Raw genomic sequence first — 17,035 nt, forward strand, 5'->3', positions numbered from 1 at the left:
AAAATAATCGTAAATATAATTAAAAATAAGAAAAAATAAGAAAGGTACAAAATATGCCAGGAGCAAATCTTACTCGCGTAGAAGCTCAAGAGCGTTTCGACGCTATCCAAATGCCAATTCACTACGATGTTGCGCTCGATTTAGGAAAAGGCGGACGCGATTTTACTTCGCGCACAAAGATTGAGTTCGATGCTAAGGCTGGTAGCGCAAGCTTCCTCGATTTAATTGCAAACAGCGTAGAATCCGTGGTGTTAAACGGTACCGATCTTGACGTTTCTAAAGTTTTTGCAGACAGCCGAATTGAGCTTGCAAATTTGCTTGAGTATAATACCGTAGAAGTTGTAGCAAACTGCCAGTATTCCAACACGGGCGAGGGTTTGCACAGAAGTGTCGATCCTTCTGACGGAAACGTGTATTTATATACTCAGTTCGAAGTGCCGGATGCTCGCCGTGTTTATGCTGTATTTGATCAGCCAGATTTGAAAGCTGTTTTTGATTTTACGGTTGATGCTCCAGAAAGCTGGATCGTTACTTCAAACATGCCAATTAAAAGCGAAACAGCGTTAGAGGGCCGCGAAACTGAAGCAGGCACTTTGGAAAATGGTGCTGTAGAAGGCATGAAGCACTGGGTATTCGAGTCAACTCCAAAGATGAGCTCTTATTTAACTGCTATTTGCGCAGGACCTTACGCGCAATGGCACACAACTTACGACAACGAAGACGGTCGCGTAGTGCCAATGGCAATGTACTGCCGTCAGGCACTTAAAGACGCTTTTGCAAAAGACGTTGACTACTTGTTCGATATTACGAAGAAAGGTTTTGCTTTCTACGCTAAGACTTGGGGAGTGCCGTATCCGTACGCAAAGTACGATCAGATTTACGTGCCAGAATATAACGCTGGAGCTATGGAAAACATTGGTATGGTTACGATTCGCGATCAATACGTGTTTGAATCCAAAGTCACGGACGCTTATGCTGAGCGCCGCGTTGTAACAGTTTTGCATGAGCTTGCACACATGTGGTTCGGCGACTACGTGACCATGAAGTGGTGGAATGATTTGTGGCTTAACGAATCCTTCGCAGAATTCACTTCTACTCTTGCAACTGCTGAAGCAACCGAATGGCATGACGCTTGGAGCACTTTCAATTCCGGCGAAAAAAGCTGGGCACTTAATCAAGATCAGCTTCCAACAACGCACCCAATCGTGGCTCCAATCAACGATTTGAATGACACTTCCGTCAACTTCGACGGCATCACTTATGCAAAGGGTGCTTCCGTATTGAAGCAACTCGTAGCGTATGTTGGTCGCGAAAAGTTCTTTGAAGGAATTCACAACTACTTGAGCAAGCACGCATACAGCAACGCAACTTTGGCCGATTTGTTGCACGAGTTAGAGCTTACAAGCGGCCGCGATCTTAAAGCTTGGAGTGCTCAATGGCTTGAAAAGGCTGGAATTAACACGATTTCTACCGAAGTCGAAGAAGCAGGTGACGGCACTATTGCTTCCTTGCGTTTGCGTCAGAGCGCGCCAGCTGAGCATCCTGTTCTTCGCGCACACCGTTTGGCTGTTGGATTCTACAATGTAGACGAAGCAACTGGCGAAATTAAGCGCACAAAGCGAATCGAACTTGACGTAGACGGCGAAGTGACGGAAGTTGTTGAGGCGCGCGGCGAAAAAATGCCAGCACTTATCCTTGTAAACGACGACGACTTGACTTACACGAAGCTACGTTTTGACGAAAAGTCGCTTGAATTTGCTGCCGAAAACTTGTATCGTTTCAAGGATTCTTTGACTCGCTCACTTATTTGGCTCGCGTTGTGGGACATGACTCGCGACGCAGAATTCCCAGCAGAACGCTTCGTAGAACTCAGCCTTAAAGCTTTGGCAACTGAGCGCGAATCAACTACTTTCCGCTATGCTCTTGGTCAAGTGAAAGTAACTGCAAGCCACTACGTTGTCCCAGAGCGTCAAGCAGAAGTCGCAAAGCATGTTGCTCACGAATTGTGGCAGTTGGCTTTGGCAGCTTCTGCAGGTTCCGACGAGCAATTCCAGCTCGTTAAGGCTTATCTTGGATACGGCGAAGTTGGAGATGCTGAGTTCTTGCGCGTAGCTAACGGCTTGCTCGACGGTTCCGTGCGCTTGGAAGGCTTGGAAATCGACAACGACTTGCGCTGGAGCATTTTGATTGCGCTCGCAGGCGTGAATGCTTTGGACGAAGCTGGAATTGACGCGGAACTCGCTAAGCGCGATACTACCGAGAATCGCGAATATGCTTACCAAGCTCGTGCAGCTCGCTCAACTGCAGAAGCTAAGGATTGGGCTTTCGAACAGGCTTTGCGTAATCTCGATTTAACTAATATGCAAATGGGTGCTGTGGTTGCCGGCTTTGCAAGCACAGCTAAAGGCGATTTGGTTAAGCCTTATGTTGAGCGCTACTTTGCTGAAGTTGAGTGGATTTGGAAGAACCGCACATTCCATATGGCTGAGGCTCTGATTGAGGGCTTGTATCCTGTGTATGCGCCGGTTGAGGAGCTGGTTAAGCACGGTGAAAAGTGGCTTGAGGCTCATGCTGATGCGGATCAGGCTTTGCGACGCATGGTGCTTGGTAGCCTTGATTCTTCGCGTCGCACGCTTAAAGTGCAGCATTACAACGCTTCTTTGCGCTAGTGCGATGTCCTGCTTTCGCGCTGCATTGAGCAAGTAAGTTCTTGTTTAATGTGGCGCGAGTTTTTTTGTTTAATGTGGTGCTTGGCTGGCAGTTTTCTGGAGTGGCTGTGAGGGGTGGGGTTACTTGTCTCGCAGCGCTACGCTCCTATACCTCATTTGGACTAGTGGATAGGTAGTTAAGTTTAGTTTTTTGCTTACTTTTTCTGCGGAAATAGTTATTCATCATCACGATTATTACTATCGCTCCGCTTTTATATTGCTCGACCAAGCAACACCCACCCCTCACTACTGATAAAAACGCTAGTGTTTTGTGGTGTGGTAGGAGAGTCTGGTGCAGTTTGTGCAGCAGCGCGAATGCTAGTGTCCACTAGGGGATAAGTATTCAATATCTGCAGAGCATGAATGTTAAAGTTCACTAATCAACAAGTAATCGATGTTCGCAGAAGTATTACTGCAAAGCTTCTTTGCTGCGCTAGCGCGTTATGCGAAACAGTGAGTAGAATTGCGGATAGTGTGTGACGCGCTAGTATGCGATGTTGTTTGCTTGCGCGCAAGAGAAGTGATTTTTGCGAAAGAGGCTTTATTATGCCAAGAATGTTTGGTACAGACGGTGTGCGTGGATTAGCAAATCGCGATTTAACAGCGCAACTTGCGTTAGATTTAGGTGACGCTGCAGTGCGCGTTTTGGGAGATAAAAGCGCGGTTGCGTCTGCTGCAGAAGAAGAAGCGTCATCAGATACTTCTTCTCGCTCCGCTCACGCTCGTCGCCGCGCGCTTATTGGTAGAGATACTCGCGTTTCTGGCGATTTTCTAGCTTCTGCTCTCGCTGCTGGCATGAGTGCTGGCGGTTTTGATGTTATCGATGCTGGAATTATCCCAACTCCTGGCGTTGCTTTCCTCACTTCCGTGCTTAACGTTGAAATGGGTGCTGTTATTTCTGCGTCGCATAATCCTATGCCAGATAACGGCATTAAATTCTTTGCGCGCGGAGGCTTTAAGCTTCCAGATAGCAAGGAAGATGAGATTGAGGCTGTGCTTGGTCAAGATTGGGAGCGTCCAACTGGTGCTGGTGTAGGTCGAGTCAGCCATGATACTACTACAGCTACTAACTTGTATATTGATCATTTAGTTTCTGCTGTTGCGCCTTTAAGTAACGCTTCTACTACGCGCCCAAAGCCGCTTGCAGGTTTGCGTGTTGTAGCAGATTGCGCGAATGGTGCTACTTCTGTTGTTGCTCCTGAGGCTTTGCGCCGCGCTGGTGCAGAAGTTGTAGTTATTAACGCATCTCCTGACGGCTACAACATTAACGATCATGCGGGCTCGACTCATCCTGAGCAGTTACAAGCTATGGTTAAAGCTTCTAAGGCTGATTTAGGTGTTGCGTTTGATGGCGACGCAGACCGCTGCTTGGCTGTCGATGAAAACGGCAATATGGTTAATGGCGATCAAATTATGGGTATTCTTGCTCGCGCTAAAAAGGCTGAAGGCAAGCTTAATCATGACACTCTTGTAGTTACAGTTATGAGCAATCTTGGCTTAAAACTTGCTCTTAAAGATATGGGTATTGCAACAGTGCAAACAAACGTTGGCGATCGCTACGTTCTTGAAGAAATGCTCAAGCACGATTATTCGCTCGGCGGCGAGCAGTCTGGTCACGTTATTAATCGCGAATTTGCAACCACCGGCGACGGTACGCTTACTGCTTTGACTTTGTGCCGTGAAGTTGTGCGTTCAGGCAAGAAACTTTCGCAAATGGCTGCAGACTTCCCGCAGCTTCCGCAAGCTCTTGTAAATGTGCCAAATGTAGATAAAATGGCTTCGAAAACTAACGCAGCTGTGCTTGCAGCTGTTGAGAAAGAATCGAAACTTCTTGGAGATACAGGTCGCGTGCTTTTGCGTCCTAGCGGCACCGAGCCTCTTGTGCGCGTTATGTGCGAGGCTGCAACTCAAACTCAGGCGGATGAGGTTTGTGCTCGTCTTGCTCAAGTTGTGGTTGATAATCTGAAGTTATAAGTTTGCTTACTTTTGCGTTCTCTGTTTGCTTACATCTCAGTCGGCTCTAGCAGTGCGCAAATAATTTTGATACACTTATATCTTTAGTGCTGCTTTCAAATTCTGCTCGCGGCATGTAAATTTTGTATATTTTCGCGTTATTATGCGCGTTATTTAAAACGGTGAAAAGGAGTCCTATGTTTACGCATCACGCAAGTGTTGATACTAAGCTCAGTCGCGCTGTTGAGCGCTTGCTTGATTCCGCTACAGAAGACGGCATTTTGCCGATTGTGCAGGCAGGTGAGCCTGTTCTTCGCCAGCGTACTGTTGCGTATGATGGTCAGCTTACACGTGCAACTCTTACTAAGCTAATTTCGTTAATGCATAGCACAATGTTGGAAGCTCCGGGAGTTGGTTTAGCTGCTCCTCAAATTGGTCTTGGTCTTGCTATTGCTGTTATTGAAGATCATGTTCGTGATGATGAGGATGATCCTCGTGACATCGCAGAGCTTCCGTTTAGAGCTATTATTAACCCTCATTATGAGCCTATTGGTACGCAAACTCGTAGTTTTTATGAAGGTTGTTTAAGCGTTTCCGGCTATCAGGCTGTACGTCAACGTTGGCTTGATATTCAGGCTACTTGGCAGGATGAGGACGGCAAACAACATTCCGAGCGTTTGCATGGTTGGCCTGCGCGTATTTTCCAGCACGAAACAGATCATCTTCGTGGTGAACTTTATATTGATCGTGCAGAAATGCGTTCACTTTCCACTGATGAGAACCTTGAGGATTATTGGGCAGATGAAGCAGTTCCAGTGGCGGCGGCTCGCACTTTGGGATTTGCTATCTAGGTTTTATTGTCAATTTATTTATTAATTTGATTTTGTTTTTGATTAATAGATACTGACTATATTTTTCTGTTTTTCTATTTTTGCGTCGTATTTTTTACTGATTTATGTCGTGTTTATAGAATTTTTTGTTTCAAACAAGCACTTTTTTGTTACGTCTGGTTTGTTTTGTGTGCTTTTAGTAATAGAATTGAGCGCAAGTGGTTTGTTAAACATTTTTCGGTTAGCAAATTTATGGGATCTGTTCCATTAACAAAGGAGAGACGAGTGAAAGTTTGCGCTCAATGCGGTACCCAGAATATTGATACTGCAAAATTCTGCAAGGGTTGTGGTAACAAGTTTGAGGCTGCTCAGCCGGCACCCGTTCAGCCGGCACCTGTTCAGCCAACACCTGCTCAGCCGGCACCTGTTCAGTCAGTACCTGTTCAACATGCTCCAGCTCAGCCAGTGCCTGTTCAGCAAGTGCATGTTCAGCCTACACCAGCTCAGCCGGCGCCTGCTCAGCCTATTGCGCAGCATGCTCCTCAGTTTGCGCGTCCTAGTATGCCTCAGCAGGGTATGCCAGCTCAGCCAGGAATGCCTCAGCAGGGTATGCCTCAGCAGGGTATGCCAAATATGCAACGTCCAGGCTATCCATATGCTCAGCAGGGTATGCCAGCTCAGCCAGGAATGCCGGGTATGCAGAATCGCCCAAATACTCCAGGCGTTTCGCACTATAGCCAAATTTCAAACCAGCTTAATGCTGAACAGATGATGAACTTCTTCCGTTGGTTAGTAACTGCTCTTAAGAATCCTTCTCAGAGGTATCGCGTATCTAATATTTACGCAGTTTTAATTTCTGTGATTTCTGGTTTGCTGTTTGGTTTCCAAGCATATTTCTCTTCGCTTTCTTTCTACAATGCTTCTAATAGCACTGCTTTGGAACTTGTATCTAAGTTCGCTGGACAGCAAACTCCTGGTGTGCCTTTTACACTATTCTTCTATAAGTTTGTTATTGGAATGATTACCGTATACGCTGTATACGGTGTAGCTTTGCTTGGCATGAAGATGTTTGGTGAAGAGGTTTCGCCAGCTCAGCTTCACGTTCTTTTTGCTCAGAAACTCGTACCGCTTTTAGGCTTGCAAATTGTTTCAGTGATTTTGACTTTCATTGCTCCATCTATTCCTGTTATGAATTACTTTAAAGGAAAAGTAGAAGGCAGTGATTCTTTAGTTGCATCTATAATCTACAGCAATTCAGACATCTCATTGTTAATGAATAATCCTAGTGCTGTTTTGCAAGTTCCATCTATGTCTTTGCACACACTTTACTTGGTATTATTGATGCTCATTCCTGTATCGTTTATGGCAACTGCACACTACAAGGGTAAGCTTGATCGTGAGTGGATGTGGGTTATCTTTATCTTGATTGGAATTGTTGCAATATTTATCGTTGCTGCAATCAATACTGCTATGGTTAATTCCTTGGTTCCTTCGAATAATCTTATGAATAAAGCACAAGACCTAGCTAATTTATTTAAGTAAATATATCTAATAAGTCATAAGCCTAGCAGTCTTGTCTGCTAGGCTTATTTTGTAAAAATATACGGAGAGAAATATATGAATTGTCCATATTGCAACAGTCAAAATGCTTATGGAGCTATAGTATGCTCATCTTGTGGAGCTAGTCTTGTGCCGCAGCAAGCTAATTCAAGTTATCAGCCAATGCAAAGTGCTCAATATCAGCAAAATCAAATGAACGATGTACAACAAACGCAGTTCATTCAGCAGAACACGCAAGCTTATCCTCAGCCTGTTTATAGCAGTCAAAATACTTATGAACAGCAGGATTATTCAAATCAACAGTACTATAATCAGCAGGATTATTCGCAAAATCAGCCTACAGAATATTATGCTCCTGATTCGTTTAATCCTAATTTCGTAGCAGGTAATGTTGTGAGAAGCACGCCTATGAAACACAGCACAAAAATTATGCTTATTGTAATTGGCATTGTTATTGTGGTTCTTGGTATAGGTTATACAGTTATTCAACAGAATGTGTATTCTCCACAAGCAACAATTCAACGTTATGTGAAGTCTTTGCAAGAAGGCAATTTTGATGAAGCTAACAATATGACAGATTGGTCTTCTTCTAAAGTTCCAGAAAATTATCGTGCCTTACTTACAAGCGCAATAGGCAGAGCTTCCAAGAATCATATGTCTTACATGAGTGTTGATAGTGGCCCATACAATTCATTTAAGCTTTCTTACAAAATTGGCAATAGTGATGCTTCGGCAGTAATAAGCCTTGTACCAGCTGGCAAACAGTGGCTATTCTTTGACTCTTATAAAGTTCAATATCCACCATTTGGTCACATTACCATAACTGTGCCAAATGAAGTTGATAAAATAAAAGTTAATGATTCTGAAATAAATTTGTCTACTCTCAAAAAATCGCCGAAATATGACGGTGAAAGCTACAGTTCAGAATACGGTTATTCAGTATATACATCAGCTACAGAATATAGACTTCCAGTGTATCCTGGTGCTTACCATATTGAATCTGCAAAAAGTTCGCAACTGTGGACCACAAATTCTGCTGACGCGTCAATTAGCGAAAAAGATAGTTCGGAATCTGCAAGTTTAGAGTTAGAAGCTACAGAAACATTAAAGGATGAGCTTACTAAGGCTATTCAAAAGCATGTCGATAAATGTGTAGCGTCAACTGAAACTGATGTTCCAGAGAGTTGTAGATTTGCAAGCTTTAGTTACTATACCAGCTATAAATATGACAATATTAAGCGTAGTGTTAATAGCACTCCTATGTTGGATCAAGTTAACATGTCGTCAGGAACTTTTCAGAGCGATGAGGTTGGTGTAGACATTACTTATCGCTATAAGGACGATGATGATAGTGACTGGAGAGACTCGCACACTAGAAATAGTGGTTATGTTTATGGAAAGTTTAGTATTAAAGATAATAAGCTAGTAATAGATTTTAACCAAGACTAAACCTAACGAAATGTGCAAAATTTAAAGGCGCATTAAATACGAATAAAAGTTTCCCTCTACAATTTGTTTTGCAGAGGGGAATTTTTTATAGCGTAGATTTGCGCACTGGTAGATTTGCGCATTGTAAAGTATGACACTAAACGCATTTTTCAGTATGGATATGTTATACTGGTAGTCCGTATATTTAAAGGTTGATATACAAGCAATTTTCAATGAAGAAAGGTAGTCGATGACGTTTATCTCTCGTGCAATACGCTACATTCTGAGGAAACGAATAAAAACAGCAATAGTTTTCATTATTGTATTTCTTATTTCGACATTGTTATTTTCTACTTCTGCAGTTTCAAATGCTGCAGGTAGAGAAGGAGAAAAAGTTGAAGCGCAAGCAGAGTCTAGTTTTGTGCTCGCAAATAACCCTCAAATAAACCCTGGAACTCCTAGAGGAGCTGGAACTGTAAAACCTAAAGATGTACAGGCAATTGCAAAGTTAAATGGAATTGCTTCCTACGTTGTTCGACAAAATGTAACAGCGGATTTAGTTAATGCTAAAGCGGCAAGAATTCCAGGCGTACAAGAGTATGACAATAAGCGTGAACAGCAGTTTGGGAATGCCGTTAATATTGAAGGAACGAATGACTCTACTGGTTTAAATACTTTTAAAACAAAAGCAATAACTATGTCTAAAGGCAAGCATCTTATTGCTAACAACGTTCATGCATCACTAATTCATGAAGATCTCGCTAAAGCTAACGGATTACATGTAGGAGATACTCTTACACTTCGCGCTAATCCTTACGATGCTGACAATATTCAACAATCAACAGCAACAGTAAAAACTCGTATTGTTGGAATTTATGCCGGTGCAAATAAGCGTCAAGTCGCAACTAGGGCGGAATTGACAGCTAATACCGTGTATACGGATTTGCAAACTACTCGCGAATTATACAAATATAAGCCTGGAAAAGAAATATATCAGGATGCAAGTTTTAGAATAAAGCGCGGCGAGGATGCGGATAATATTATGTCTCAAGCTGCGAAATTGCCTATTGATTTGCAAAACTATCAACTAACTCGTGACGATCAGTTCGTTTCTGGTTTGTTGAAAGCAGCAAAGGGAGTGCGCTCAATAATGACTGTTACAACAATTGCTGTTGTATCATTCGCTATTATTGCTTTGGCATTAGTGCTTTTGCTGTGGATGAATGAGCGACGTAATGAAATTGGTGTGTTTGTTGCAATTGGCACTGGCAAATTATCTATAGTTGGTCAATATCTTGCTGAGATTGTGCTTATTTCAATACCTTCGTTGATTGTGGGTTACCTTTTTGCAAAAGTTATAGCTCCGTTGATGGCTAATGTTGCTCTTGGCTCTGTGCAATCATCAGCCGCCCGTGAATTGAGTAATATGGGTCAAGCTGGTGGAAATCTTGAATCAACTTTGGCAACAAAAACTTTGGAAACACTTAGCGTACAAGTAGACGCTCAGTGTTTTGTCGGAGTTTCTACAATTGTTGGTGCAGTAATCGTTATTGCAGTTGTGTTGTCTTATTTGCCAATTATATGCAAATCTCCTCGTGAGCTCCTCGGATTGCAAAAGTAGAACTATGCTGTTTGGCGGCATAGTTTTCATAATTCGTCGTATGAAAGTTATTTGAAAAGTTAGTGAGTAACATTATGAATGGTGAAGTAATTTCTTTATGTGCTCGAGCGAAACTTGCAATATTGCGCAAACCTCGACGTAACGCAATAATTGTGCTGATTATGACTCTTGTTTTAAGTGCGCTAGTTTCACAAGCTGGTATCAGTGCTTCTGTTGAGGGTGCTAGGGATCGTATTCAATCCAGTATTGGCTTAGGTTTTACTGTACGAGCAAAAACTCGAGGTGAAACTCTTCCAGAGCAAAGTAATGCAAATTCTAATTCTGCTACTGCTACATCTAGTTCCTCAATTCCTCAAGATTTGGGCGCAAATGAAGGAATTGACTCTAGTCAAATTCGTAAATTTGCTGCGATTTCGAGCGTAAAAACTGTAGTGGAAGAGCGCGATGTTTTAGCTGTGCCTGTTGGAAAGCAACTTGTGCTTCCTGCGCAGGGTCCAAGACTAGACGATGATGTTTTGGCTCATGCTGCCGGAATTACTGGCACAACAGATTCTCGATTATCTCAAGGTTTTCAAGAAGGATTGTACCGTTTAGAACAGGGTGAGCATATTACTAATCGTTCTTCTGGTAGAGCAATAGTGCATCGTGATTTTGCTAAGAAGAATAATCTTAAGATTGGTTCTACTATAATTCTTAAGCAAGGGTTTAATGTAAAAGTTCGCGTTGTTGGCATTTTTGCCGGCAAATTGCAAACTAAAGGAGCGCTTCCTTCGGATACGTCAGAAAACCGCATATTTACTGACTTAAGTTCTGCGTTGTCTTTGGCGGGTTCTTCTAATCGAAGTGTTTTGCGTTGTGTTGTTGAGCGTTCTGATTTATTAGCTAGTGCAATACGGGAGGCTAAAAGTATTGCTGGCAAGTGGGCAGATGTAGAGCAGAATGCTTCGCAATTGTCTGATGTAATAAGCTCGGTTAACTCTGTGCAACAACTTGTGCGAATGATTTTTGTGGCACTAAGTTTTGTTGGTATTTTAGTGCTTGGACTTGTATTAGTGTTCTGGGTTAGAGGACGTATGCACGAGATTGGCGTACTTATGTCTATCGGATTATCTAGAGCAATAATAGTTAGTCAATTGCTTGTTGAAATAGCGATACTCAACATTGTGTCATTCGTCATTTCGTTAGGCTTCGGTGCTGCTTTTTCTGGCGTTATTGGTTCTGCGATTTTGCATAGTGCTGATTCGTCATTTATTGCGGATGGTATGCCAGTATTGCCATTGCTGCAAACTCTTGCTGCTTTTGTTATTGGTTTGCTTATTTCAATAGTCGCATTACTTGTTGCAGTGCTGCCAATATTAATAAAGAAGCCTCGGAAAATACTGAGTGCCATGAGTTAGCAGAAATGTAGTTGCGTATGCGAATTTTCTACTAAAAGCGCAATCGCATAAATGGAACAAATCGTATAAATCATATTTAAATTATGTAAAAATAAGGAGCTTATTATGTCGGCTTTATTGCAATTAAAAAATGTGAAGTACACTTACGGACCTGCAAATATTGCGGTACTAAATGACGTGAATGCAGATTTCGAAATTGGCAAAATGTACAGTATCATGGGAGCTTCTGGAGCAGGAAAGTCTACTATGCTCTCACTTTTAGCTGGATTAGATACTCCTTATAAAGGTGAAGTATTGTTCAATGGTGAGGATATTGCAAAAACAGGATATGTTGAGCATCGCAAAAAACATATTTCACTTGTTTTCCAGAATTTTAATCTTATTGACTATTTGACGCCATTAGAAAATTTGCGATTAGTAAATTCACATGCTGATGTTCAAGTGCTAATAGATCTTGGGTTAACTGAAGAAGAAGCAAATCGTAACGTCACTAAACTTTCTGGTGGTCAACAGCAGCGTGTTGCAATTGGACGAGCTTTAGTATCTTCTGCGCCGGTAATTTTAGCTGATGAGCCTACTGGAAGTCTTGACCCTGCAACAACTAAAGAAGTTATTGCAATATTAAAAAAAGCTGCTAGAGAGCATGGCAAATGTGTGATTGTTGTTACTCATGATTCGAAGGTCGCATCTCAAGCTGATGTAAAATACGTGCTAAAAAATAAACAGCTAACGCGACAATCTGCTTGAGCGCACGAACCGGCGAGTTTCGGACACTCGTGCAGTTGGCGCGCTGCGTTATGGTCTCTTAATCCTGTTATTCGGACACGCGTGCAGTCGTCGTGCTGCGCGCGTAACGCATGTTTCCGTTTTTTCGTTAATGGCGCAGATTGCGCTCGCTTACGAAACTCGCGTTGGAAGTCCACTGGACTTCCAACTTAAGCGAGTTTCCGCTCCGAGTTGCCTTCGCGCGCTAAATCGCAGCGCTCAAGCAGGTCGTCGCGCCAAACAATAAGCCGACTCTGCGAAATCGTAGAGCCGGCTTATTGGCTAGAAGAACTTAACTACAAATCAGATGTGGAAGTAAAGCTCATACTCGAGTGGAGTTGGAGCCAAGCGCGCCATATCCATTTCCTCATGCTTCAAATTCAGCCAAGTTTCAATCAAGTCGCTAGTAAATACGTCGCCTTGCATAAGGAAGTCGTGATCCTCTTCCAAAGCTTGCAAAGCCTCACCAAGTGAAGAAGGAACTTGCTTAATGCCGTCATGCTCCTCTGGAGGAAGCTCGTACAAATCTTTATCAACAGGGGCAGGAGGCTCAATATGGTTAACAACACCATCCAAACCTGCCATAAGCTGAGCGGAGAATGCTAAGAATGGGTTGCATGAAGGATCCGGTGCACGGAACTCAATTCGCTTAGCAGCAGGTTCCGTACCAGCAAGAGGAATACGAATAGCTGCAGAACGGTTACGAGCAGAGTAAACCAAGTTGACTGGAGCTTCGTATCCTGGAACCAAGCGATGGTAAGAGTTAAGCGAAGGATTCGTAAATGCAAGCACAGAAGAAGCGTGCTTAATCAAGCCGCCAATGTACCAACGTGCAATATCAGAAAGTTGAGCGTAGCCAGTTTCCGCATAGAACAATGGCTTGCCATCCTTCCAAAGCGACTGATGGCAGTGCATGCCGGTGCCGTTATCTCCAGCAATTGGCTTTGGCATAAATGTTGCAGCCTTACCAGCTAAAGCAGCAGTTTCATGAACCACATACTTGTACTTCATCAAATCATCGCCAGCATGAACAAGCGTATTGTAACGGTAGTTGATTTCCTGCTGACCTGCGCCGCCGACTTCGTGGTGAGAACGCTCAAGAATCAAGCCGACCTTTTGCAAATTGCAAACCATGTCATCGCGCAAATCCTGATTGTGATCTACTGGTGGCACAGGGAAGTAGCCGTGCTTTACGCGATTCTTGAAACCAATATTGTTGCTGCCGTCATCCTCAGTGTCGATGCCAGAATTCCAAGGAGCTTCGTTAGAATCAACCTCATAGAAGGAGCGTTGCATGTCGTTAGCAAAACGCACCTTATCAAAGATGAAGAACTCAGCTTCAGGGGCAAAGCTTGCAGTGTCAGCAATGCCAGTTGACTTCAAATAGGACTCTGCTTTAATAGCGACCTGACGAGGATCCCTAGAATATGGCTCATCTGTTACAGGGTCAACAATAGAGAAAGCAACATTCAGAGTCTTATGCTTACGGAATGGGTCAATATAAGCAGTGTCAACATCTGGAATAAGCTTCATATCTGATTCGTTAATAGCCTGGAAGCCCTGCATTGAAGAACCATCGAACGCCATTCCATCAGTGAAAGCACTGTGCAAGAACTCGTCAGCAGGAACAGTAAAGTGCTGCTGAACGCCAATTAAATCAGTAAATCGTACGGATACGTATTCAATGCCTTCCTTTTCAATAAGGGCTGCGGCATCTTCTTTAGTTTGCAAAGTGGTCATGGCCACCATTCCTTTCTTAAAAAACCCAGTAATGAGTTTATGACTATGAATGCCATTTTGGATTTCAGCGACTCGAATATCTCGTTACGTTTGTGTTACATAATGTTACGTGTAGTTGCGTAGATGCGAATAAATCAATACTACATGCCGCTAATTCGCATTCATCAGTTCGCGCAGTTACAATAGTACCTATGAATTACCAAGAGCAAGAAATGCATGAACATAAGATGCATGAGCATATTAAGGAAAGTGAAAATAAGCTAGATTTAGCTTCACTTTTCCCAGCCAAAGGCGATGATAGAAGGCCGCCAGATTGGCTAGGTCGTGCACTTATTTACGTTGCAATTGTTACTTTTGTGTCCATCTTCCTATGGTTCGCTTGGAATAGCATTTCATTCATTGTTTTCGATGTTGTGATTTCTATTTTTATTGCGCTCGCAATGGAACCGCTTGTTGTTCGGTTAATTAAGCATGGTTGGAGGCGAGGAGTTGCTTCTGGCTTTACGCTAACGGGCTTGCTTGTTGTAATTAGCTTGCTACTTGCTTTGTTTGGTAATTTATTTGCTCAGCAGGTTGTTTCAATGGTTATGGGCTTGCCTGATTTATACAATCAATTTGCAAATTTTGTGCTTCACTATACCGGTTTTAAAATGCCTAATATTGAGCAGCTTGGCATGGAAATTTTGAAGCATGTGCAAACATCTTGGGTTGTTGATTTTGCTGGCCAAGCACTTAACACAACATGGGGATTGATGACTGTTCTGCTTGATTTGCTTACCATTATTATGGTTACGTATTACATTTCTGCAGCAGGTCCGGCTATGCGTCGTAGCATGTGCCGTTGGATGAATCCGCAAGCTCAGCGTCGTTTCCTATTTATTTGGTCAGTTGTTCAAGAGCAGATTTCGAGCTTCTTATTTTCGCGAATTATTTTGGCAGCGATTAACGCAGTGGGTACCGCAATTTTCCTTATTGTGATGAATATACCGTATTGGCTTCCGCTATCCTTATTCTGCGGAATTGTTTCGCAGTTTGTGCCTACAATTGGTGGCTATTTGGGTGGAGCTTTGCCTATCTTGGTTGCGTGGGGTTCCAATGGTTTTGGTGCGGCTGTTGCAACATTAATTTTTATTACGATTTATCAGCAAATTGAGAACATGGTTATTTCGCCGAAGATTTCCGAAAAGACTATGGATCTGAATCCTGCAGTAGCTTTTATTTCAGTTCTTGTAATGGGCGCTGTATTTGGTGCTCTTGGAGCATTTTTGGCTTTGCCTGTGACTGCAAGTTTGCAAGCAATTTTTAGAGTATGCACGAAGCAATATAGTTTAGTTTCTTCTCCGCTTATGAACGATCCTCACCCTGATCACACTTCTATTATTGTTCGTTGCGTTGAGGCGATTGGCCGTAAGTTCATGAATCCAATGAGTGAAAGTGTTCATCGTGTAATGAAAGGCACAAGCTCTCGCATTTCTCTGAACGAGGATATTTTATATTGGTATAAGCAAGCTTATGTGTCAGATTCTGACGATGCGAATAGTAGCAAAGTTTCCTCTAACGATTCTGATCAAACTGATGTATTGGCAACAATGCCAATTTCGCGCGAAATATTAGATGCCGTAAATAAAGATATTGCAAAGCGTAAAGTAGATTCTGAAAATAAGGATTCTCCTAAAGCAAAATTGCAAGTAGGCGAGTCTAAAATAGTAAACAATACAAAAAATACAAAAAATAGTAAAAGTAACGTAAAAAATAATCCACGGAGCGGATGGAAGCGATGATTCTTCTATCAATATTTGATGTACTAGTAATACTTATTGGCATAAGCGGTGTTGTGTATCAAGGTGTTTGTGCCGTTGCATCTTTATTCGCTAAGCCTATTGTTTTTCCTGAAGCGCCAATGGATAAGCATTATGCTGTGCTTATTTCTGCGCGCAATGAGGAAGCTGTTATAGGTAATCTTATTCATTGCATTCAAACTCAAACATATAGACAAGATTTTATTGATATTTGGCTTGTTGCAGATAATTGCACTGATTCTACTGCGCAAGTTGGTCGCAATTGCGGATGCAACGTAATTGAACGTTTTGATAAAGAGCATATTGGTAAAGGTTATGCGCTCAGCTATCTCCTCGATCATATTATGAAAATTGGTGCGGATAAAGTTTATGACGCGTACTTTGTTTTCGATGCAGACAATAAACTTGATCCGCATTATTTTGAGGAAATGAATAAAGGTTTCCACGCAGGATATCAAATTTTAACTAGCTACCGTAATTCCGTGAATCTTTCAGATAATTGGGTTTCTTCCGGCTCTGCACTTTGGTTTATTCGAGAATCGCGATTTACTAACAACTCTCGAATGCTATTCGGTTCGAGTTGCCATGCTGGTGGAACTGGATTCATGTTCTCGCGTGAGATTATGCACAGAAATAGCGGATGGAAATTCCATCTTCTTACTGAGGATCTTGAATTCACTATGGACGCTATTCTTCACGGAGACAAAGTTGGATATTGCGGTTCTGCAGTATTATATGACGAACAGCCTGTGTCGTTTAGGCAGAGCTGGAGGCAGCGTCTTCGTTGGAGCAAGGGATTCTTGCAAGTATTTCGTTACTATGGAGCAGCTCTTATTCGACATGGTATTCGCGAAAGAGATTTTTCGTCGGTTGATTTTACGCTTATGCTTTTCCCGTTTATGGTTTTGGCTGTTGCAAGAATAATACTTGGTTTTATTTTTGCCGCATTTGGATTCGTAACATGGATGAGTCAAATTTCTTCAATGATTAATTTCATTACCACTACTGTTACAAGCGTTTTAGGCATGATGATATTTGTGTCACTCACTATTTTGGTTGAACACGATAAGCTTGGGGCCACGAATAAGGAGCTGTTTGCGTACGCTCTTAGCTTCCCGATTTTTATGCTTTCGTACGTGCCTATTGCGTTCCAAGCTATTTTCTCAAAGAGCGAGTGGAAGCCGATTCAGCATACCGGTCGCTGAGTGAAAGAATGAAATTCTATAGTGTGGAG

General features: G+C 42.5%; 11 protein-coding genes. 10 read left to right on the top strand and 1 reads right to left on the bottom strand.

The genetic code is table 11. The annotated features are described in order from the left end of the window. The first annotated feature begins 53 nt into the window (after window positions 1-53). The 8 genes from pepN to HXT26_RS01180 all read left to right on the top strand — a co-directional run bounded on the left by pepN (window position 54) and on the right by HXT26_RS01180 (window position 12,244). Window positions 54-2,669: an aminopeptidase N gene (gene pepN, locus HXT26_RS01145; protein ID WP_422112029.1), complete on the top strand. Its 2,616-nt coding sequence runs from the start codon at window positions 54-56 to the stop codon at window positions 2,667-2,669. Window positions 2,670-3,254: 585 nt separating this feature from the next. Beyond that, window positions 3,255-4,682: a phosphoglucosamine mutase gene (gene glmM, locus HXT26_RS01150; RefSeq protein WP_112928885.1), complete on the top strand. Its 1,428-nt coding sequence runs from the start codon at window positions 3,255-3,257 to the stop codon at window positions 4,680-4,682. A gap of 176 nt (window positions 4,683-4,858) precedes the next feature. Next, window positions 4,859-5,512, top strand: a complete 654-nt coding sequence (locus tag HXT26_RS01155; protein ID WP_004107289.1) for a peptide deformylase — start codon at window positions 4,859-4,861, stop codon at window positions 5,510-5,512. Between the two features lie 264 nt (window positions 5,513-5,776). After that, window positions 5,777-7,033: a zinc ribbon domain-containing protein gene (locus tag HXT26_RS01160; RefSeq protein WP_004107291.1), complete on the top strand. Its 1,257-nt coding sequence runs from the start codon at window positions 5,777-5,779 to the stop codon at window positions 7,031-7,033. Between the two features lie 75 nt (window positions 7,034-7,108). Further along, complete coding sequence (locus tag HXT26_RS01165; protein WP_174191606.1) at window positions 7,109-8,500, top strand: zinc ribbon domain-containing protein; 1,392 nt, start codon at window positions 7,109-7,111, stop codon at window positions 8,498-8,500. Between the two features lie 229 nt (window positions 8,501-8,729). After that, the gene (locus HXT26_RS01170) at window positions 8,730-10,100 is read left to right on the top strand and encodes an ABC transporter permease (protein WP_004118695.1); all 1,371 of its coding nucleotides are present in this window, start codon (window positions 8,730-8,732) and stop codon (window positions 10,098-10,100) included. Between the two features lie 74 nt (window positions 10,101-10,174). After that, window positions 10,175-11,497 carry an ABC transporter permease gene (locus HXT26_RS01175; RefSeq protein ID WP_064340204.1) on the top strand — a complete coding sequence of 441 codons (1,323 nt, stop codon included), beginning with the start codon at window positions 10,175-10,177 and terminating at the stop codon, window positions 11,495-11,497. A 105-nt stretch (window positions 11,498-11,602) separates the two neighbouring features. Next, on the top strand, window positions 11,603-12,244 hold the full coding sequence (locus HXT26_RS01180) for an ABC transporter ATP-binding protein (RefSeq protein ID WP_004107298.1): 642 nt from the start codon (window positions 11,603-11,605) through the stop codon (window positions 12,242-12,244). A gap of 321 nt (window positions 12,245-12,565) precedes the next feature. Here HXT26_RS01180 and glnA read toward each other — a convergent pair whose 3' ends face one another. Continuing rightward, window positions 12,566-14,002: a type I glutamate--ammonia ligase gene (glnA, locus tag HXT26_RS01185; protein WP_004107300.1), complete on the bottom strand. Its 1,437-nt coding sequence runs from the start codon at window positions 14,000-14,002 to the stop codon at window positions 12,566-12,568. 191 nt (window positions 14,003-14,193) lie between these two features. Here glnA and HXT26_RS01190 point away from each other — a divergent pair, with 191 nt between their 5' ends. After that, window positions 14,194-15,783, top strand: coding sequence for an AI-2E family transporter (locus HXT26_RS01190; protein WP_004107301.1), 1,590 nt, complete (start codon window positions 14,194-14,196; stop codon window positions 15,781-15,783). Then, window positions 15,780-17,006 (top strand): glycosyltransferase family 2 protein, encoded by a 1,227-nt coding sequence (locus HXT26_RS01195; protein WP_032835541.1) that lies wholly within the window; start codon window positions 15,780-15,782, stop codon window positions 17,004-17,006. The genes HXT26_RS01190 and HXT26_RS01195 overlap by 4 nt, the downstream gene beginning before the upstream one ends. Window positions 17,007-17,035: the final 29 nt, after the last annotated feature.

Origin of the sequence: Gardnerella sp. DNF00497B, assembly GCF_049262725.1 — a bacterium.
Classification (GTDB): domain Bacteria; phylum Actinomycetota; class Actinomycetes; order Actinomycetales; family Bifidobacteriaceae; genus Bifidobacterium; species Bifidobacterium leopoldii.

Coding starts and splice junctions, on each gene's coding strand:
- pepN (WP_422112029.1), top strand. CDS start 54: ATGCCAGGAGCAAATCTTACTCGCGTAGAAGCTCAAGAGCGTTTCGAC.
- HXT26_RS01165 (WP_174191606.1), top strand. CDS start 7,109: ATGAATTGTCCATATTGCAACAGTCAAAATGCTTATGGAGCTATAGTA.
- HXT26_RS01175 (WP_064340204.1), top strand. CDS start 10,175: ATGAATGGTGAAGTAATTTCTTTATGTGCTCGAGCGAAACTTGCAATA.
- HXT26_RS01180 (WP_004107298.1), top strand. CDS start 11,603: ATGTCGGCTTTATTGCAATTAAAAAATGTGAAGTACACTTACGGACCT.
- HXT26_RS01195 (WP_032835541.1), top strand. CDS start 15,780: ATGATTCTTCTATCAATATTTGATGTACTAGTAATACTTATTGGCATA.
- HXT26_RS01170 (WP_004118695.1), top strand. CDS start 8,730: ATGACGTTTATCTCTCGTGCAATACGCTACATTCTGAGGAAACGAATA.
- HXT26_RS01190 (WP_004107301.1), top strand. CDS start 14,194: ATGAATTACCAAGAGCAAGAAATGCATGAACATAAGATGCATGAGCAT.
- glmM (WP_112928885.1), top strand. CDS start 3,255: ATGCCAAGAATGTTTGGTACAGACGGTGTGCGTGGATTAGCAAATCGC.
- HXT26_RS01155 (WP_004107289.1), top strand. CDS start 4,859: ATGTTTACGCATCACGCAAGTGTTGATACTAAGCTCAGTCGCGCTGTT.
- glnA (WP_004107300.1), bottom strand. CDS start 14,002: ATGACCACTTTGCAAACTAAAGAAGATGCCGCAGCCCTTATTGAAAAG.